This window comes from Exiguobacterium sp. UBA1053 (genome assembly GCF_002316465.1).
Taxonomy (GTDB): Bacteria; Bacillota; Bacilli; order Exiguobacteriales; family Exiguobacteriaceae; genus Exiguobacterium_A; species Exiguobacterium_A abrahamii.
On the sequence record NZ_DCDO01000013.1, the window covers coordinates 317,037 to 336,444 of the forward strand.

General features: G+C 45.4%; 22 protein-coding genes. 6 read left to right on the plus strand and 16 right to left on the minus strand.

Annotation, left to right across the window (positions count from 1 at the left end):
- Positions 1 to 56: 56 nt before the first annotated feature.
- Positions 57 to 335, minus strand: coding sequence for a YlaN family protein (locus tag B3G15_RS09390; RefSeq protein ID WP_023468835.1), 279 nt, complete (start codon positions 333 to 335; stop codon positions 57 to 59).
- Between the two features lie 123 nt (positions 336 to 458).
- Here B3G15_RS09390 and B3G15_RS09395 point away from each other — a divergent pair, with 123 nt between their 5' ends.
- A complete protein-coding gene (locus B3G15_RS09395; protein WP_064299602.1) occupies positions 459 to 920 on the plus strand; it encodes a hypothetical protein in 462 nt (153 codons plus the stop codon).
- 39 nt (positions 921 to 959) lie between these two features.
- Here the strand turns inward: B3G15_RS09395 and B3G15_RS09400 are convergent, their stop codons facing one another.
- Both B3G15_RS09400 and B3G15_RS09405 read right to left on the minus strand, forming a co-directional pair.
- Positions 960 to 2,276, minus strand: coding sequence for a PhoH family protein (locus B3G15_RS09400; protein WP_050677545.1), 1,317 nt, complete (start codon positions 2,274 to 2,276; stop codon positions 960 to 962).
- Positions 2,277 to 2,316: 40 nt separating this feature from the next.
- Positions 2,317 to 2,769: a hypothetical protein gene (locus B3G15_RS09405; RefSeq protein WP_214859707.1), complete on the minus strand. Its 453-nt coding sequence runs from the start codon at positions 2,767 to 2,769 to the stop codon at positions 2,317 to 2,319.
- Between the two features lie 117 nt (positions 2,770 to 2,886).
- On the opposite strand from B3G15_RS09405, the gene B3G15_RS09410 reads away from it, so the two are divergent.
- Complete coding sequence (locus tag B3G15_RS09410) at positions 2,887 to 3,090, plus strand: YlaI family protein (RefSeq protein ID WP_029342171.1); 204 nt, start codon at positions 2,887 to 2,889, stop codon at positions 3,088 to 3,090.
- A gap of 43 nt (positions 3,091 to 3,133) precedes the next feature.
- On the opposite strand, the gene B3G15_RS09415 is transcribed toward B3G15_RS09410, so the two are convergent.
- From B3G15_RS09415 to typA, 3 genes are all read right to left on the minus strand, one after another.
- Positions 3,134 to 4,228 carry a PQQ-dependent sugar dehydrogenase gene (locus B3G15_RS09415; RefSeq protein ID WP_214859705.1) on the minus strand — a complete coding sequence of 365 codons (1,095 nt, stop codon included), beginning with the start codon at positions 4,226 to 4,228 and terminating at the stop codon, positions 3,134 to 3,136.
- 121 nt (positions 4,229 to 4,349) lie between these two features.
- Entirely contained in the window at positions 4,350 to 4,703 is a 354-nt protein-coding gene (locus B3G15_RS09420; protein ID WP_023468841.1) for a YlaH-like family protein, read from the minus strand.
- 26 nt (positions 4,704 to 4,729) lie between these two features.
- On the minus strand, positions 4,730 to 6,577 hold the full coding sequence (gene typA / locus B3G15_RS09425) for a translational GTPase TypA (protein WP_023468842.1): 1,848 nt from the start codon (positions 6,575 to 6,577) through the stop codon (positions 4,730 to 4,732).
- A 185-nt stretch (positions 6,578 to 6,762) separates the two neighbouring features.
- On the opposite strand from typA, the gene B3G15_RS09430 reads away from it, so the two are divergent.
- On the plus strand, positions 6,763 to 6,933 hold the full coding sequence (locus B3G15_RS09430; RefSeq protein WP_023468843.1) for a DUF5325 family protein: 171 nt from the start codon (positions 6,763 to 6,765) through the stop codon (positions 6,931 to 6,933).
- Positions 6,934 to 6,974: 41 nt separating this feature from the next.
- Here B3G15_RS09430 and B3G15_RS09435 read toward each other — a convergent pair whose 3' ends face one another.
- The 3 genes from B3G15_RS09435 to B3G15_RS09445 all read right to left on the minus strand — a co-directional run bounded on the left by B3G15_RS09435 (position 6,975) and on the right by B3G15_RS09445 (position 8,628).
- A complete protein-coding gene (locus tag B3G15_RS09435; protein ID WP_214859701.1) occupies positions 6,975 to 7,760 on the minus strand; it encodes an inositol monophosphatase family protein in 786 nt (261 codons plus the stop codon).
- A gap of 124 nt (positions 7,761 to 7,884) precedes the next feature.
- Positions 7,885 to 8,073, minus strand: coding sequence for a hypothetical protein (locus B3G15_RS09440; protein WP_023468845.1), 189 nt, complete (start codon positions 8,071 to 8,073; stop codon positions 7,885 to 7,887).
- Positions 8,074 to 8,355: 282 nt separating this feature from the next.
- Positions 8,356 to 8,628: a UPF0223 family protein gene (locus B3G15_RS09445; RefSeq protein WP_023468846.1), complete on the minus strand. Its 273-nt coding sequence runs from the start codon at positions 8,626 to 8,628 to the stop codon at positions 8,356 to 8,358.
- 132 nt (positions 8,629 to 8,760) lie between these two features.
- Between B3G15_RS09445 and B3G15_RS09450 the strand changes: the two genes are divergently transcribed.
- Complete coding sequence (locus B3G15_RS09450; protein WP_035406702.1) at positions 8,761 to 10,248, plus strand: aminotransferase class I/II-fold pyridoxal phosphate-dependent enzyme; 1,488 nt, start codon at positions 8,761 to 8,763, stop codon at positions 10,246 to 10,248.
- Between the two features lie 53 nt (positions 10,249 to 10,301).
- Here the strand turns inward: B3G15_RS09450 and B3G15_RS09455 are convergent, their stop codons facing one another.
- The 5 genes from B3G15_RS09455 to pdhA form a co-directional block, all read right to left on the minus strand.
- Positions 10,302 to 10,607: an SAV0927 family protein gene (locus B3G15_RS09455; RefSeq protein ID WP_195864715.1), complete on the minus strand. Its 306-nt coding sequence runs from the start codon at positions 10,605 to 10,607 to the stop codon at positions 10,302 to 10,304.
- A gap of 110 nt (positions 10,608 to 10,717) precedes the next feature.
- Positions 10,718 to 12,130 carry a dihydrolipoyl dehydrogenase gene (gene lpdA, locus B3G15_RS09460; RefSeq protein ID WP_064299598.1) on the minus strand — a complete coding sequence of 471 codons (1,413 nt, stop codon included), beginning with the start codon at positions 12,128 to 12,130 and terminating at the stop codon, positions 10,718 to 10,720.
- A 3-nt stretch (positions 12,131 to 12,133) separates the two neighbouring features.
- Positions 12,134 to 13,426: a dihydrolipoamide acetyltransferase family protein gene (locus tag B3G15_RS09465; protein WP_023468850.1), complete on the minus strand. Its 1,293-nt coding sequence runs from the start codon at positions 13,424 to 13,426 to the stop codon at positions 12,134 to 12,136.
- A gap of 101 nt (positions 13,427 to 13,527) precedes the next feature.
- The gene (locus B3G15_RS09470) at positions 13,528 to 14,505 is read right to left on the minus strand and encodes an alpha-ketoacid dehydrogenase subunit beta (protein ID WP_035406692.1); all 978 of its coding nucleotides are present in this window, start codon (positions 14,503 to 14,505) and stop codon (positions 13,528 to 13,530) included.
- A gap of 3 nt (positions 14,506 to 14,508) precedes the next feature.
- Positions 14,509 to 15,591 (minus strand): pyruvate dehydrogenase (acetyl-transferring) E1 component subunit alpha, encoded by a 1,083-nt coding sequence (pdhA, locus tag B3G15_RS09475; RefSeq protein WP_023468852.1) that lies wholly within the window; start codon positions 15,589 to 15,591, stop codon positions 14,509 to 14,511.
- Positions 15,592 to 15,968: 377 nt separating this feature from the next.
- Here pdhA and def point away from each other — a divergent pair, with 377 nt between their 5' ends.
- A complete protein-coding gene (def, locus tag B3G15_RS09480; protein ID WP_023468853.1) occupies positions 15,969 to 16,508 on the plus strand; it encodes a peptide deformylase in 540 nt (179 codons plus the stop codon).
- A 45-nt stretch (positions 16,509 to 16,553) separates the two neighbouring features.
- On the opposite strand, the gene rnjA is transcribed toward def, so the two are convergent.
- Entirely contained in the window at positions 16,554 to 18,221 is a 1,668-nt protein-coding gene (gene rnjA, locus B3G15_RS09485; protein ID WP_035396693.1) for a ribonuclease J1, read from the minus strand.
- Entirely contained in the window at positions 18,218 to 18,433 is a 216-nt protein-coding gene (locus B3G15_RS09490; protein ID WP_023468855.1) for a DNA-dependent RNA polymerase subunit epsilon, read from the minus strand. Before B3G15_RS09490 ends, rnjA begins: the two co-directional genes overlap by 4 nt.
- A gap of 173 nt (positions 18,434 to 18,606) precedes the next feature.
- On the opposite strand from B3G15_RS09490, the gene B3G15_RS09495 reads away from it, so the two are divergent.
- Positions 18,607 to 19,383: a Cof-type HAD-IIB family hydrolase gene (locus B3G15_RS09495; RefSeq protein WP_290720320.1), complete on the plus strand. Its 777-nt coding sequence runs from the start codon at positions 18,607 to 18,609 to the stop codon at positions 19,381 to 19,383.
- Positions 19,384 to 19,408: the final 25 nt, after the last annotated feature.

The following is a 19,408-nucleotide window of genomic DNA, read 5'->3' on the forward strand; positions in this document are numbered from 1 at the left end:
TTTTCATTTTCTAAAAAAAAATACCCAAACGCCGCATTTCACGTTTGAGTAGAAAATCAGCACGTCTCCGCATCATGTAAATCAGATAATTGCTGTTCAAGTGATTCGAGTAATTGTTTCCCCTCACCCGCATCAATCAGTTCAAGACGTACCGCAAAATCAATTTGACGGGATAATCCGAACATTTGTGTATCCAATACTTCCTCGTAAAGAGGACATTGTGGCATCGTTAAATTCGCAAGCTGGACCTCGATCAACCGGCGGATTTTTTGTGCATCCGCTTCTAGTAGCTCAAGAGCGCGCTGGCGATGAACTGTCTCGATTTCAGTTGACAATCCAATCCCTCCTCATCAAATGACGCGTTCCTGTTATAGCTAAACTTTACCTTACTTTCGCCAACAATTCAACGTTTCGGTATAATGGATTTGTTGGACTTACACATTTAGGGGGTAGAACAAATGATTTTTCCGATTAACGGTAAAGTACGGCATCAGTTAACGATTGATCCGACAGTCTGGATCTTTGATGAACGAAAGGTAGCAATCGAGAAAATCGGGCAACCAGCCGACACAAGTGAACAAGAAGCGTACTACGCGAAAATGGGGGCTGCGTGGGATAAAGGCATCATGGAAGGCAGTCGTACGGATCACAATCGTCCGATGACACGTGCTGAAAAAGAAGCCGCGCTTCAAGGGTCATTCGCAATGGCTCTTGCACCGTTCATCCGGAATGCCGAGCTTTTACCGGATGCGATCGCCATTCGTTTCGAAGGCGAAGAAACGGTCGAACTTCCACTTGAGCAACTCGACGAAGTGTATCTGCAGTTCTCACAAGACGGCAAAGTGTTAGCAGATGGACCCGTTCATCTGTTACACGGACAACAGATCGTCAAATCCGTTCATACGGTTACCGTCATATAAGGAAAACGTGGTGCGCCTGAATAGACGCACCACGTTTTTTCATAGTAAATCGGCTGCGAGGCGTGCCAAGTTCGAGCGCTCCCCTTTGACGAGTTTGACGTGTCCCGTCATCTTCTCATTTTTGAGTCGTTCTACGGCGTAGGATAGACCATTGGAATACTCATCTAGATACGGATGATCAATCTGCTGTGGATCTCCGACTAACACGATTTTCGAGTTTTCACCGACACGTGTCAAAATCGTCTTGACTTCATGTTTCGTCAAATTCTGCGCTTCATCGATGATGATGAACTGCCCCGGCATACTACGTCCCCGGATGTACGTTAATGCTTCCAGTTGAATCGTCTTCATTCCGGCGAGAATGTTACCTAGTTCGTCTCCCGATCCCGTATTGAAAAGGTGTTCGAGGTTATCGTAGATAGGTTGCATCCACGGACGAAGCTTCTCTTCCATTTCACCCGGCAAGTAGCCGATATCGTTTCCCATCGGTACGACAGGACGAGCAACGACCAGTTTTTTATATTTGTGCTCGTCTTCCACTTGCAGGAGACCCGCAGCGAGTGCGAGTAGCGTTTTCCCGGTACCTGCCTTACCAACGAGTGTCACAAGTGGTACATCGTCACGTAATAATAACTCAAATGCCATCCGTTGTTGAACGTTTCGTGGAATGACGCCCCAGACTTGGTCGACATCGATCGAAAGTGCCCGAATGATCGGCAAGTTCTGATCAACGACGGCGATGGCTGAAGCTTTCGACATGTTACTTTTTAAGATGACGAACTCATTCGGTTGCACTTTTTCTGGCAAGACATCCACCGAAAGCCGTTTGTCCTGATAGAAGGCATCAATATACTCCTGATCGACGGTTACTTCGATGAATCCTGTATAAAGACCGGTCAAATCAGCGATATGATCTGTCATATAATCTTCAGCGACTAATCCATACGCATCCGCTTTGACGCGGACTAAGATATCTTTTGAGACGAGAATGACATCTCGTGGGGTCGCTTCGATTTGTTGTTCCCGATGAATCGACCACGCCAGTTCAATGATCTTATTATCGTTTGATTCATGCGTAAACGGCGAACCTTCATGAATGGAGTCCCCAATATCGACGCGAAGAATACCGCCGTTTCCGAGTGGCACTCCCGCATGAAGCTGACCAGTTTCCCGTAATTGGTCTAAGATGCGAGCTGTTTCTCGTGCATTACGCCCAACCTCATCCATGTTGCGTTTTTTTCCATCTAGTTCTTCTAGTACGATCGCTGGTATAACGACGTCGTGCTCCTGGAATTGGAAAAGAGAAAGTGGATCGTGAAGCATGACATTAGTATCAAGTACGTATATTTTTTTCATTCCATCGTTCGCCCCTTTAGAGTCGAGTTTGTGATGAATGTTACGCTTTTAGGATGCGATGAACGAGTTGATCCAACCGTTCGGCTGCCTGTTCATCGTATGTTTTTTCGATAGTTGGTCGTTGTGTGACAGCTGCTCCGTAAAACAAGATGTCACGCACCTCCTCAACGCGTCCCTCATAAAAAGCGAGTGGCAACGGAAGGTCTTCTTGCGGCGTAAACGCCTTGACGTCCGTACACGTTAAGCTGTACGTCGACTGATCTGCAAAAAAGATCAATGTGAAGACCGGATGTTCTCGTAATGTTTTAACGAGATGAGAATCTGCTTCGATTGTAAATCGAACCGTTTGCGAATCCGTCGCATGTACCCAACTGATTGCATGTGTGATGGGCCAATGTTTGGATTGATCATGCGTAATCAAAAAAACGAGTGGTAATTGCGATAGTGCTTCTAGTTGACCTGAGTTGAGCTGTTGTTCAACTTTATTTGCCATGACATCACCCCCTCTACGACTTAGTGATGATATTTCGATATATACCTCTCGTTTCCCTTTTTTACATCTGAATAATCTTCTAATATGATATACTAAGAAAAAAAGGGAGGACCTGGCATGCGAGTGAAATGTACGATTTGCGATAAGCGTGAAACGATTGATGATTGGTCCTTCACGGCGAAGCGATTACGCAATAAACCTGTTCGTGTCCACATTTGTGATGAGTGTCGATCACGCGTAGAAGAACGGACACTTGAACGCCACGCTTCTGGACAATTTCATTTATACCCGACTTGGGAAACGAAACGAAAACACTGGTAAACAAAAGGTCTGCGGGGAAATTCCCTGACAGACCTTTTGTTGTTCATCGATTGATTCGAACGAGTCGATCATCATCTGCCGATGGATTCCCTCTTCCGTCCGTATTATTTGTAATATAGTAAATTGATGTCTCGTCAATCCAGACATCTCGAATCCGACCTTGGTTTTCGACGATCGTCTTGACTTGCTTCGTCTCTAGATCGATGGTTTGTAATCGTTGTCCGACAAGTGTTGCAAAATAAAGTGTATTCTCTGCCGTTGCAACTCCACTTGGTGCAACAGATTGTTCTCCTACTTCATACCACGGCGTCACCAGTCCATCTGCTTGTTCTTTCCCTTCAATCGTCGGCCATCCATAATTCTTTTGTTCGATTCGATTGATTTCATCGTGCCCACTTTGCCCATGTTCGCTTGCATACAGTTGATCATCGACGAAAACAAGTCCTTGTGGATTCCGGTGACCGAGACTGTAGACGTATCCTTTTTGATTCCCCTCGAACGGTTCTCCTTCAGATGTGATGCGTAAAATCTTTCCTGCCAATGAATCAATGTCTTGCGCCAGTTCAGGATTCGCTGCGTCTCCTGCTGTGACGTAGAGCGCGCCTTCAGGTCCCCATTCTAGCCGTCCACCGTTATGAATCGTCGCTCCGGGAATATCATCGAGTAAGACACGTTCTTCCGTCCACTGGTCACCCTCTTCTTTTATCGCGATGACGCGATTCGTCGCTTGTCCTTGTTTGGCGTACGTATGGTAGACGTATGCCGTCTGATTGTCCTTAAAATCAGGATCAAGTACCATTCCAAGCAATCCACCTTCTCCTTCAGCAAGGACATCCTCTTTCAGCTGAAGGCGCATCCGTTCATAATCACCTTTTTCTCCTTTGACAATCGTTCCTTCTCGTTCCGTGATGTAAAATACCTCTCCTTCTCGGACAATATTCCACGGAGCGTTTAGCTCTTTAAATACGACTCCTTCTTGCGCTTGAGATGATTGCGTTGCTTTTTGATCACCTGAATCCTGTTGATTGTTTTCTTGTGTCGTCTGATTCGTTTCCTCTGTTGACGATTCTTCTGACGTTTGTGTACAGCCCATCAGAATACCCGCTAACAATAGGGGTATGACATACCTTATTTTCACTGTTTTCTCCCCTTTTAGTATTCTTGTTCCCGCTACGCTTTAAATCATGCATCTGAATTGGCTCAAAAAAAAGAACGAACCTCCGAGGAGATTCGTTCTTTTGATTCATGACACGCTTCCGTCAAGAAGCTGTCCGTTCACGTTCACGCTTGACCATCCACATCCGGAAGCGATAAATACCAAGTACGAAGACCATCGCAAGGAGTACTTCAGGAATCGGCCATGTCCAGAAGACAAGCGTCAATGCTGCCGAGAAGACGGCGAGCAAGAGATAGACGATCAGTGATTTCCACCATGCTAGTTCCTTAGCAAATCCTAACTTAAAGACGACAAGTGTCAAGATGACGACGGTAATCATTAAAGGATAAAATCCCGCTTCGATGTTATTCGGATCACTTCCGATACCGAGAAGTTTCGCGATGAACGGAATATCGTATTTCGAGAAATCAGAAGCAACGGCAGCTTGTGCATTCATTGCCAGTCCCCCTATTCGTTCAAGACTTAATCTTTACCTAGACGACGACGTTTTTCTTGCTTTTCACGTTCGTTCTTGTTCAAGACTTGTTTACGGAGACGAACCGATTGTGGTGTGATTTCACAGTACTCATCTTCGTTCAAGAATGTCAACGACTCTTCAAGTGAGAAGACACGTGGACGTTTAAGAACGTTCGTTGAATCTTTTGCAGATGCACGCATGTTCGTTAATTGTTTTGCTTTAACGACGTTGACAGCGAGATCGACATCACGGTTACATTCGCCGATGATCATACCTTCGTATACTTCAATACCAGGCTCGATGAAGATCGTTCCGCGGTCTTCAAGAGCTGAGATCGCGTAAGCAGTTGCTTTACCTGTTTCGATTGAGACCATAACACCACTACGACGTCCACCGATATCCGCTTGGATGAACGGACGGTATTCTTCGAATGTGTGGTTCATGATTCCGTATCCGCGTGTAGCAGAAAGGAATTCGTTACGATAACCGATCAAACCACGTGAAGGAACGATGAATTCCATCTTCGTTTGACCGTTGTCCATTGTTTGCATGTTCGTCAATTCACCTTTACGGAGACCGATCGATTCCATGACAGAACCTGTGTACTCTTCTGGTGTATCGATGACGACGCGTTCGAATGGCTCGACTTTGACGCCTTCTTCTTCTTTGATGATTACTTGCGGTTTCGATACTTGAATTTCGTATCCTTCACGGCGCATGTTTTCGATCAAGATCCCGAGGTGAAGTTCCCCACGACCAGAAACGATCCAGCGGTCCGGTGAGTCTGTGTTTTCGATGCGAAGTGAAACGTCTGTTTCGAGTTCTTTTTCAAGACGCTCTTCGATTTTACGTGAAGTAACGAGATCCCCTTCACGACCAGCGAATGGCGAGTTGTTGACGATGAATGTCATTTGAAGCGTTGGCTCATCGATACGTAATAATGGGAGTGGATCAACGTGTGAAGTTGGGCAAACCGTCTCACCGACGTTGATATCTTCCATACCGGCGATCGCGATCAAATCTCCAGCTTTTGCTGTTTCGATTTCGACACGTTTTAGACCGAAGTAACCGAACAACTTTGTAACACGGAAGTTCTTCGTTGAACCATCAAGTTTTGAAAGCGAAACGCTATCACCAACTTTGATTTCTCCACGGAAGACACGACCGACACCGATCCGTCCGAGGTAGTTATCATAGTCAAGCATCGTAACTTGGAACTGAAGCGGCTCCATTGTGTTATCGACAGGCGCTGGTGTGTGCTCAAGAATTAAATCAAGAACGTTTGTGATTGTATCTTCTTGTTTCTCTAATTCAGGTTCAAATGAACTTGAGCCGTTGACTGCCGATGCATAAACGACTGGGAATTCGAGTTGATCTTCGTCAGCTCCGAGGTCGATCAAGAGATCAACGACTTCGTCGACGACTTCAAGAGGACGGACCATCGGTTTGTCAATTTTGTTGACGACGACGATTGGTTGAAGTCCTTGCTCGAGTGCTTTTTTCAAAACGAAACGTGTTTGTGGCATACAGCCTTCACGTGCATCGACGACGAGGATAACGCCATCAACCATACGCATGATCCGCTCAACTTCTCCACCGAAATCGGCGTGTCCTGGCGTATCAACGATGTTGATGCGTGTGTTCTTGTAATCAATTGCAGTGTTTTTCGCAAGAATCGTGATTCCACGTTCCCGCTCGATGTCATTTGAGTCCATTGCGCGTTCTTCGACTTGTTCGTTCGTACGGAACGTACCAGACTGTTTTAAAAGCTCATCGACTAATGTTGTTTTACCATGGTCAACGTGGGCGATGATCGCAACGTTGCGTAAATCATTTCGTACTAATGTTGTCATAGGTGTGTACCTCTTTCTATTCATTTAAATAAATCTTATCATACTTTCGGTCAACTTTAAGAGTATAGCACAGGTAGAGTCCTAATTGGCAATGACTAAGATTCGACATCAGTCCGAAAGCCTTTTCATTATCCTTCATTCACGCTACACTGTTAACGTACTCACGGGTAGAGGGGGAAAAGAACATGCGCCTGCTATTTTTATTACTCGCCATGCTTGCCGTAGGATCCATGGCAGCCATCGGCATCTTCATCGCGGAACAAAACGTCCCGATGACGATCGCCTCTGTCATCTTGATGATTGTTGCGATGGGTGCTGGGTTCGTCTTAAAGGCACGTTTACGAAAACAAGCATGAGCAAAAAGGTTCCTTTCGTTCAAGACGAAAGAAACCTTTTTTCAATCCTCTTGTGTTTGTACGAATGTCAAAACATCTTCAACGAACGTCCGGCTCCCTGCTAGCACACTCGTTTGTTCGAGAAATGACATCGATTCACCTGTGATCGTTCCGACACGCCCACCGACCTCTTCAATCAATAACTGACCGGCTGCGTAATCCCAAGGCATATTACGCATCGTGATATACCCGTCAACACGCCCTGCAGCTGTCCATGCGAGTTCAAGTGATGCTGCACCGATTGCTCGTACACCTACTGCGTGTCGTACGAGTGGCGCAAGACGATCCGTATTGATTCGACGATTTGGTGTCACCCAGGTCGCGTTCATACAGATGATTGCTTCTTTAACACTCCGCTCCTCGATTTGTGGTAATCGTATGCCGTTTTGATAAGCACCATGCCCTTTGATGACATGGAACAACTCGTCCGCCATGACATCGTAGACGAATCCATAACGTAACTCACCATCTATCATGATCGCAATCGAGATGGCAAACATTCGTTTTTGACGGATAAAGTTCATCGTTCCATCAATCGGATCAACGAACCAGATCGTGCCTTCGAGTGTATCGGGTCGAGCGATTCGCCCTTCTTCCCCATAAATATGATGATTCGGATAGCGATCTAAAATACCTTGAATCAATAAATCCTCGACGGCTTGATCAATCTCTGTCACTAAATCGCTTTTTCCGGTTTTTTGTTCGACGTGATACGAACCATCAATTTTTTCGCGAATGTACTTTCCCGCTCGTTTGATCAAATCTATCGCATCCAACTCAATCTGCATTTAAGTTCACTCCTTCATCGTTGTTTCCAGCTTCTTCTATAGTAACAAAAAAAGAAAACCAGCGAACAGTTCGCTGGTTGAAGAGTTGATATTTTATTATAAGGTAGAGATCGGAACGTTGAAATCAAGCTTCAAGACGTACCATCTCTTGACGATATTTTTCGAGGCGCTCTTTACTTGCGCCAACAGCTTCTGCGTCACTTGCCACCATCGCATCGTGTAATGTAGCAAGCTCATAATCGATTTCGAGACGCAATACAGGAATGCGTTTTTCTGCATCTTTTCTCTTGTATGCTTCTATCACTTGTTTCACAGTAACCACACTCCTTCGCGGGATAAACAGAGGTTTAATTTGTCAGACAATTGCGACTTATTAGTGGATTGAATCTATAATAGTACGATTCAACTTAGATGTAAAGCATCTAATTTTAAAAAATACAGTTTCACATATTTGTAAGACCAACGTCTTGTATGTAGTATATAGCCGCTTCCTTTCCACTTTAAACAAATGTTGATCATTTCCCGCACATTTCCAGTCGGATTAAAAGATAAGACTCCTATACGATCGCATAGGAGTCTTATCTTCATGATCCAATTATTTCTTCATACGAACAATCGGTTCTTCCTGACGTTTCGCTTGTTGCATCGTCCGATAACTCGAGCAGCCGGTCTCTTCCATATAAAACTGATCCCACTGTTTTTCCTCGGATTTCGAGGTGACGATTTGCTTGAATTCACGATACGCTTCGAGCAACCGTTGTCGTTCAACACCTGTCTCATACGCTTGCTCGACTAAATTAAAGAAGTCGATGACTTTCACGATTTCTTCAGTCGACCAATCGGAATTGAGCGGATAATTCAATGCCATCATTCCCACTTCCTTTCTGCACTTTTCTATTTTACACGGAAAAGAAGCATAAAACAGTTGCAACCGTACGAAAACTTGTTATAGTTAGCTTGTTTGATTGTATTTTTATTCGGTTTTAAGGGGGGAAATCTGGTGCAAACAAAAAGCTTAACACAGCTCGATACACCTTTATTCGATGCGCTACTTGCGCATGCGAAACGTCAACCAATTCAATTTCATATTCCCGGTCATAAAAATGGTCAAGGAATGGATCCAGCCTTTCGATCGTTCATCGGTCAGAATGCGCTCGATATCGATTTAATCAATATCGCTCCCCTTGATGATCTCCATCATCCAAAGGCAATCATTAAAGAGGCTCATCAATTGGCAGCTCAAGCCTTCCATGCCGACGAAACGTTTTTTTCCGTACAAGGAACTTCAACGGCCATCATGGCGATGATCATGAGTGTCGTCGGACCTGATGATAAAATTCTCGTTCCTCGGAACGTGCATAAATCGGTGATGTCAGCTATCGTTCTTTCTGGTGCGCATCCGATTTTCATTCACCCTGAATTCGATGAGACATTCGGAATCGCGCACGGTATCACACCAAGCGCGGTAGAACGTGCCCTTGCACTTCATCCCGATACAAAAGCAGTTCTCGTCATCAACCCGACCTATTTCGGCGTTGCTGGTGACTTAGAGAGCATCGTCAAGCTTTCCCATAGTAAAGGTATTCCGGTACTCGTCGACGAAGCACACGGCGTCCATATCGCATTCCACGAAGATATGCCGTTGTCAGCGATGCAAGCAGGAGCTGATCTTGCCGCAACCAGCGTGCATAAACTCGGTGGCTCACTTACAGGAAGCTCTGTCCTGAACGTTCGTCGCGGACTTGTCTCTCCAGATAAAGTTCAAGCAGTGCTCTCGATGTTGACGACGACATCAACATCTTACCTGTTACTCGCTTCTCTTGACTGCGCTCGGCGTCATCTTGCGATCAACGGTGAAGCGATGAATCGTCGGGCCCTTGAACTTGCGACACGGATGCGCTTTGGATTAGCGAAGCTTCCTTATCTCGCCGTTTTCGGTGAATCTGATCTGCATTCGAGTGCTACGTTCGCTTTTGATCCAACGAAAGTGCTTGTTTCCGTCAAAGGACTTGGTATTTCTGGTCACCTCGTCGAAGAGTTCTTACGCGAAGAACATCGGATCGAAGTTGAACTTTCTGATTTGAATAATATTCTCGTCATCATCACGTCTGGTGACTCGGAAGAGACAATCGATGCATTCCTACATGCGATGTCTTTACTTGTTGCACGCTATCAGAATAATGGCGCTGAAACGACTGATCACTCAATCGTCCTTCCAGACATTCCAGCGCTCGCTCTCAGCCCACGTGATGCTTTCTATGAAGAAACAGAGACAATTCCGTTAGTCGATGCGGTCGGACGGATTTCAGCTGAATTCATGATGGTATATCCACCTGGTATTCCTATCTTCATCCCAGGGGAGATGATCACGGCAGACAACCTTGCCTATATTAAAGAAAACATCGAAGCCGGTCTTCCGGTTCAAGGTCTCGAGGATCATTCGCTCGAGACAATCAAAGTCATTCAACAATCGAATGCGATTCGTTAAAAATGCAAAAGCAGCCATCCTCATTACTCAGGATGGCTGCTTTTTTGAACCTTTCATTCGGCGTATTCATCGTTTGGTGAACAAGGAATGAATGCTGCAAGTGCTTCACCGATTACTGCGACATCCTCTCGTTCAATCGCAAATGTACGAATTAAGACCTCTCCATTCAACACATCCTGTTGATCGAGTAACGCTGACTGACCACCGGTTAAACTGACGACAAGTACTTTCCCGAAGAATTGTCCCGTACAGACGACAGCAAAATCATAGCGGGCGAGTGCAGTCGTCCAGCCGACAAAACGAACCTTATCCATTTCCGATACGTAATACAGCTCCTCTAAGGTAGTCACGGATTCCATGTGCGTCCACCCTCTCCGATTTTTACTTTTTCTTTTCCTTTTTTGTATCAAGACCAAACAAAAAAACACCTCATACACGGTCGGCTCCCCGTGTATGAGGTGTTTCGATATTATTTAATGATGTGGATTGGGCTACCGATTGCAACTTCAGCAGTTTCCATTGCGATTTCACCGAGTGATGGGTGTGCATGGATTGTGAGTGCGATATCTTCAGCTGTCATACCAGACTCGATTGCGAGTCCCATTTCAGCGATCATATCAGATGCGCCTGTACCAGCGATTTGCGCGCCGATCAAGAGACCATCTGATTTACGAGTGATCATTTTCAAGAAGCCGTCTGGCTCGTTGAGTGCAAGTGCACGACCATTCGCAGCGTAAGGGAATTTAGACGCGATGTAATCGAGCCCTTCTTCTTTCGCTTGTGCTTCCGTGTAACCGACTGTAGCGAGTTCTGGATCTGTGAAGACGACCGCTGGAATCGCGCTGTAGTCGAGGTATGCAGGGTGTCCTGCAGCTGCTTCAGCAGCAATTTTAGCTTCGAATGAAGCTTTGTGTGCAAGTGGTGGTCCTGGAACGATATCACCGATTGCGTAGATGTTTTCGTTTGAAGTACGGCACTGATCGTCGATTTCGACAAGACCACGGTCGCTGACTTTGACTTCTGCCATTTCAAGACCAAGATCACCAGTGTTCGGACGGCGACCGACAGTAACGAGGACGTAGTCCGCTTCAACTGTTTGTGCTTCACCGTTGACTTCGAATGTTACTTTAACGCCATCTTCCGACTCTTCTACACTTTGAGCAAGTGCTTCGTTGTGGATTGTGATGTTACCTTTTTGTTTGAGCTTTTTCTTAACGACTTGCGTCATAGCAGGCTCGAAACCAGAAAGGATGTCTTTTGTTCCTTCAAGAATGACGACTTCTGTATCGAAGTTCGCATACGCTGTACCAAGCTCCATCCCGATGTATCCGCCACCGATGACGATGAGTTTTTTCGGGATTTCAGGAAGGTTCAATGCGCCTGTTGAAGAAAGGACGCGTTTTGACCATTTGAAAGCTGGAAGTTCGATTGGAGTCGAACCTGTCGCGATGATACATTTCTTGAATTTGTAAGGAGTCGAAGAATCTTCGTTGATGATACGGACTGTATCTTCTGATTGGAAGTAAGCTTCCCCAACGACAGTCTCGACTTTGTTCCCTTTAAGAAGACCACTAACGCCGCCAGTCAATTTGTTGACGACAGATTGTTTCCAAGATTGAACTTTCGAGAAATCGACAGTTGCATTCTCTGAAGTGATCCCCATATCGCTTGCACCTTTAGCATGCTGGAAGTTATGTCCTGCAGTGATCAAGGCTTTTGATGGGATACATCCAACGTTTAAGCAAACACCGCCGACGTTTTCACGTTCAACGATTGTTACTTTCATACCGAGTTGCGCGCCGCGGATTGCAGCAACGTAACCACCAGGGCCAGCCCCGATTACGAGTAAATCTGTTTCTTGTGCGAATTCACCTACTACCATTGCTTATCCCTCCATGATGAGAAGTTGTGGGTCGTTCAATAGGCGTTTAACTAAGTTAAGCGCGTTTTGTGCAGTTGCACCATCGATGAGACGGTGGTCGAAGCTGAATGAAAGTGCAAGAACTGGTGCAGCAACGATTTCGCCGTTTTTGACGACTGCTTTTTCAGCAATACGGCCGATACCGAGGATTGCAACTTCTGGGTGGTTGATGACTGGTGTGAACCACTGACCGCCAGCAGAACCGATGTTAGTGATCGTGATTGATCCACCTTTCATCTCTTCGCCAGAAAGTTTACCTTCGCGTGCTTTACCAGCAAGATCGTTGATGTCGTCAGCGAGTGAGAAGATCGATTTACGATCTGCATCTTTAACGACTGGTACGACAAGACCGTTGTCTGTATCTGCAGCGATACCGATGTTGAAGTAGTTTTTGTAGACGATTTCTTCGTTTACATCGTCGATTGATGCGTTGATTGCTGGGTATTTTTTAGCAGCAGCAGTCAATGCTTTTACGACGAACGGAAGGTAAGTCAATTTCGTACCTTGAGCAGCCGCAACTTCTTTGAAGTTTTTACGGAGTGCTACGAGGTTCGTAACATCGACTTCGTCCATGAGTGTTACGTGTGGAGCTGTATGTTTCGAGTTAACCATTGCTTTCGAAATCGCTTTACGGATTCCTTTGATTTTCTCGCGTGTTTCAAGTTCAGGTTGAGCAGCAACGTATGGCTTAACTTCTGTTTTTGGTGCAGAAGCAGCTGCAGCTGGTGCTTTTTCTTCTGTTGCTGGTGCTTCAGAAGTTTGACCACCGTTTGCGAATGCATCAATGTCTTCTTTGACGACACGACCGTTGTCTCCAGAACCTTGGACTTCACGGATGTCGACACCTTTTTCACGTGCATATTTACGGACAGATGGCATCGCGATGACGCGTTCTGATTTATGGATTTGAACCTCGTTTGGTTTGTCTTCCACTTTTTGATCCGTATCTTGAACGTCTTTCGCGTTGTCTTCAGCTTTTGGTTGCTCTGCTTCTTCAGAAGGAGCAGAACCTTCGCCTTCGACTTCGAAAGTGATGAGGACGTCGCCAACAACAGCTACGACACCTTCGTCAACTTTAACTTCTTTAACAGTACCATCAACTGGTGATGGGATTTCAACGACTGCTTTATCGTTTTGTACTTCAAGAAGAACGTCGTCTTCCTTGACAGTGTCGCCCGCTTTTACGAACCACTTTACGATTTCACCTTCATGAATACCCTCACCGATATCCGGCAATTTGAATTCAAATAAACCCATTTGAATATGCCTCCTTTTAGTTCACTCTTCTAGTCGATTGTTATCTGTAAAAACGGAAGCAAGGAGAGAATGGACCCCTCTCCTTATTTTCCGAAATGCTCTTAGAAATTGTAGACAGTTTTGACTTTCTCAACGATATCTTTGTGATCTGGGATCCAGACGTCTTCACCTTGTGCGAATGGGAAGATTGTATCTGGAGCAGCAACACGAAGAATTGGCGCTTCGAGGTCAAGGATTGCACGTTCTTGGATTTCAGTTGCAACCATTGCAGCGATACCCGCTTGTTTTTGTGCTTCTTGAACGACGACGACACGGTTTGTTTTCTTGACAGAAGCAAGAATCGTATCGATGTCGATTGGGCTGATTGTCATCAAGTCGATGATTTCGACGCTGATGTTTTCTTTTTCGAGCTCTTCAGCTGCTTTAAGTGAAGCGTGTACCATCGCACCGTAAGTGACGATTGTTACGTCTGTACCTTCACGTTTAACATCAGCTTTTCCGAGTTCGATCGTGTAATCGCCCTCTGGCACTTCACCGCGGAATGAACGGTAGAGTTTCATGTGCTCGAGGAATACGACTGGGTCGTTGTCGCGGATTGACGCGATCAAAAGACCTTTTGCATCGTAAGGTGTTGAAGGAATGACAACTTTAAGTCCTGGTGACTGAGCCATGAGTCCTTCGAGGTTATCTGCGTGAAGTTCCGGTGTTTTAACACCGCCACCGAATGGTGAACGGATTGTAACAGGTGCATTGTATGTGCCGCCTGAACGGTAACGTAGACGCGCAAGTTGTGCTGCGACTGAATCGAATACTTCGAATACGAATCCGAAGAATTGGATTTCCATGATTGGACGGAATCCTGTCAGACTGAATCCGACAGCAAGACCACCAATACCTGATTCCGCAAGTGGTGTATCGAAGACGCGGTCTTCGCCGAGCTCATCTTGAAGACCTTCTGTCGCACGGAATACCCCACCGTTTTTACCGACGTCTTCACCGAACAAGAGAACTTGTTCGTCGCGTTTCATCTCGACGCGCATTGCGTCAGTGATCGCTTGGATCATCGTCATTTGTGCCATGGGTTATTTCGACTCCTTTGCTGTATACTCATCAAGCTGCTCTTGCAGGTTTTGTGGAAGCTTTTCAGCCATCACGTTGATGAAATCTGTAACTTTTTGTTTTGGTTCTTTGTCAGCTTGTGCAAGTGCTTCCTTAACGTCAGCTTTTGCTTGCTCGATGACTTCATTCTCTTTATCTTCGTTCCAAAGACCTTTTGCTTCCATGAAAGCACGGAAACGGACGAGTGGATCTTGTGCTTGATACTCATCATCCATGTCTTTTGTACGGTAACGTGTTGGATCATCACCAGCGAGTGTGTGTGGTCCATAACGGTAAGTCAATGTTTCGATCAATGTCGGAACACCGTTGAGTGCTTCAACACGCGCTTGTTTCGTAGCTGCGTATACAGCAAGAACGTCCATACCGTCGACTTGGATACCATTGATCCCAGCAGCGACAGCTTTTTGAGCGATTGTTTTCGCCATAGATTGTTTTTCAACAGGTGTCGAGATTGCGAAACGGTTGTTTTGAACGACGAAGATTGCAGGTGCTTTGAAAGCTCCAGCGAAGTTCATACCTTCATAGAAGTCACCTTGTGAAGAACCACCATCACCTGTGTAAGTGATTGCGACTTGTTCTTTACCGCTTTTCTTAAGACCGAGAGCAACACCAGCCGCTTGAACGATCTGCGCACCGATGATGATTTGTGGCATTAAGACGTTAACACCCTCAGGGATCTTACCACCTGTGATGTGACCGCGTGAGAACAAGAATGCTTTGTAAAGTGGGAAGCCATGGAAGACCATTTGTGGAATATCACGGTATCCAGGAAGAATCCAGTCATCTTTATCCAAAGCGAATTGTGTACCGATCATTGACGCTTCTTGTCCAGCTACTGGAGCGTAGAAACCAAGACGTCCTTGACGGTTAAGTGAGATTGCACGTTGGTCCCAGATACGTGTGTATACGAGACGGCGCATTAATTCCGTAAGCTCTTCATCCGAGAGGTCTGGCATAGCGTCTTTATTGACGACTTCACCTTTCTCGTCAAGAATGCGGAACGTTTCAAAGTTTTCTTCCACGTTTTTAAACATGTTTACGTTCATCTTTTCACCTCATCCTTTCACTGCGTTCAGCGAAATATTCCTCTGACTGATTTGCCCACATGACAATAGTGTCCAAAAAACGAAGTCCCGTGTGACTATCCTTTGAACATGTGTCTGTGTACCTATTCAGTTGAGTAAACTGTATTATCATGAATCGACACGTTATAGTGTCTTGTTCATTACGTTACAAGTATAAATCTGTAACACCTTAAAATCAAAGGAAATGTTTTATTTTTTTCGCGTTTCACATTGTGAATTCAATCACAAAACTAGAATATTCCATCTTCTGTATCATTCGATATTTTCCTACTGTGTTAGTTGTCATCATTCCCCACTTTCCTATGCTATACTTTTTGTAGACGAAAGGAGTGTTGTTCATGATCACCATGAATGAAATCGTACGCGAAGACGTTCCTGCTCTTCACGAACGGTCAGTAGAAGTGACCTTCCCTCTCAGCGATGAGGATAAGGAAACGATGCGACTCATGCGCGAGTTCCTCGCCAACAGTCAAGATGATGAAATTGCGAAGAAATACGATTTACGAAGCGGCATTGGACTTGCAGCACCACAAATCGGTGTCAACAAGCGCATGTTCGCGATCCGCTTACCGGATGGTGATGATTTATTGGAATTTGGTATCTATAATCCAAAAATCATCAGTCATTCCGTCGAGCAGACATATTTAACAGGCGGCGAAGGATGTCTGTCCGTCGATCGTGAAGTCGAAGGACATGTACCGCGCTATATGCGTATTACCCTAACTGGCATCGATCATAACGGAAATCCTGTAAAATTACGTTTAAAAGGGATGAAAGCAATCGTCTGCCAGCATGAATATGATCATCTAGATGGTGTCATGTTCTATGATCGGATTGATAAAAAAGAACCGTTCAAGGAATACGGTCCTGCCACGTAATGCAAAAATCCTCGTTTCCGTTTCGGAGACGAGGATTTTTTTGAATCAGACTTCCATGATGATCGGCATGACCATTGGATGACGTTGTGTTTTTTCTGTTAAATACGGTGTGAGCGTATCATTGATGACTTGTTTGATGTCCGTCCATTTCGTATTACGGTTCGCAAGCGATTGATCAAGCGAACGCTTGAGTAGACGTTCAGCATCTTTAATCAAATTACCCGACTCACGCATGTAGACGAAACCACGCGAGATGATGTCCGGTCCAGAGACGAGACGATTCGTCTTCGAGTCAAGCGTCACGACGACGACGACGAGTCCCTCTTCTGAGAGAATACGTCGATCGCGTAAAACGATGTTTCCGATGTCTCCGATTCCTTTTCCGTCGACATAAACGGCATTCGCTTGAATCTTCCCAGTGATAGCGGCTGCATTCGCATCTAATGCGAGTACTTCACCGTTATCCATGACGAAACAGTTCTCTTCCGGTACACCAGCATCCATCGCAAGCGACATATGCTTCTTCAGCATCCGGTATTCCCCGTGAATCGGCATGAAGTATTTTGGATTCAATAGACGTAACATGAGCAACTGCTCTTGTTGACTACCATGACCTGATGTATGGATATCATTCAGTTTACCGTACATGACATCTGCACCAGCTTTATATAGCTGATTGATCGTCTTTCCGACAGAAACGACGTTTCCTGGGATTGGTGACGAAGAGAAGATGACGAGATCATCCGGAATGATCGAGATTTGACGATGTGTTCCGTTTGCGATGCGGCTAAGTGCAGCCATCGGTTCTCCTTGTGAACCAGTACAAAGGATCGTCAACTCATTTGATTTATAACGTTTCATCTCGTTCGGCTCAATGATCGTACCCTTCGGCGCTTTGATGAAATCAAGTTCTTGACCAATCATCATGACCTTGTCCATGCTACGTCCGAAGACGACGATTTTCCGTCCTGCTTCTACAGAAGCATTGACGACTTGTTGCAGACGATAGATATTCGACGCAAACGTCGCGAAGATGATCCGTCCTTCCGCTTTACGGAAGATGTCTGAGATCGTTTCCCCAACGACACGTTCACTCATCGTAAACCCTTCCACTTCTGCGTTCGTTGAGTCCGATAGAAGACACAATACGCCTTCTTTACCGAGTTCAGCCATTTTCGCTAAATCAGCCGGCTCTCCGACTGGCGTGAAATCGAACTTGAAGTCTCCTGTATGCACGATGTTCCCTTGTGGTGTTTTGACGACGACACCGAACGAATTCGGAATCGAGTGTGTCGTACGGAAGAACGAGATGCTTGTCTTCCGGAACTTGATGACCGAATCTTCATCGATCTCATGCAGTTCCGCGTTGCGAAGCAAACCATGCTCTTCTAACTTCACCTTGATGAGACCCATCGCAATCTTCCCAGCGTAAATCGGTAAGTTCACTTGTTTAAGCAAGAAAGGCAGACCACCAATGTGATCTTCATGACCGTGTGTGATGAAGACGCCTTTGACCTTATCCTTGTTCTTGATCAAGTACGTGTAATCTGGAATGACATAGTCGATTCCAAGTAATTCATCTTCTGGGAACATGACACCCGCGTCAATGACGATGATCTCATCTTGGAATTGAACGACATACGTGTTCTTCCCGATTTCCCCGAGTCCACCGAGTGCGAAAACGGCGGCCTGATGGTTTTTGACGAACTTCATTCGAACGTCGCAACCTTGAAATCAGGATGTTGTTGTTCGTATGTCAAAAATTCTCCGCTGACTTCGCGGATGAACTCGATGTTGATATCTTTGAGGTGGTCAATCGTTGATCGCACGTCACGAATGCTTTCCCCTTCTACATACATTGTTTCTGTCCGTTCACGAACAGGTGCTTCCGAACGAAGCGGTTGGTAAAATACTTTAAAAATCATGCCTAGCAACTCCTTATCAGTACATTGTTTTTTGTCCTTAGTACAGTATACACGATACATGGACTATTTTTCATCCTTATTCGGCATGTTCCCTTCCGGCAACACGCTTTTGGTTATGCTATACTTTCACATGAACAGGTCATTTCGACCAATTAAAAAGAGAAGGTGAAACCATGGCAAATCAGAAAGTCGTCTTTTTCGATATCGACGGAACCTTATTGCATGATGGTCATTTTGTTCCGGAATCAACAAAACAGGCAATTCGTAAGCTTCAAGAAAATGGTGTCTATGTAGCCCTTGCAACTGGACGCGGACCTGCGATGTTGTCTGGAATCCGTGAACTACTCAACATCGATACGATTATCGGCTATAACGGGCAAATCGTCGTTCATCAAAATGAAATCATCTACAAACGTCCACAACCTAAAGCCGATTTGACACACCTGACGCAACAAGCAAAAGAAAACGGACATACACTCGTTTATCTCGGTGAAACAAAAGGCTTCACGACGAAATCAAATGATTTTCATGTCGTTGATTCGCTCGGCGATCTCGACATGCCGCTACCAATTCACGATGAAGAAGCGTTCTTATTGCATGATGTTTTCCAAACGCTCGTCTACTGTACGGCCGAAGAAGAAGCGGATTATGTTAAACGGTATGATGCCTTCGATTTCATTCGTTGGCACCCACACGCAATGGATGTCATCAATGTCGGTTCCTCGAAAGCAGAAGGGATCAAACAATTCCTGAAATTGACGAATATTCGCCGCGAAGATACCTTTGCATTCGGTGATGCTTTAAACGATTTAGAGATGCTCCGCTACGTTGGAACCGGTATTGCGATGGGCAACGGACTTCCGGAAACGAAAGCTGCTGCTGACTATGTCACGAAACCAATCCTTGAGGACGGTATCGCACACGGATTAAAAGAATTCCAACTCATTTAATTAGGTATAAGTAAATGTAAAGCTG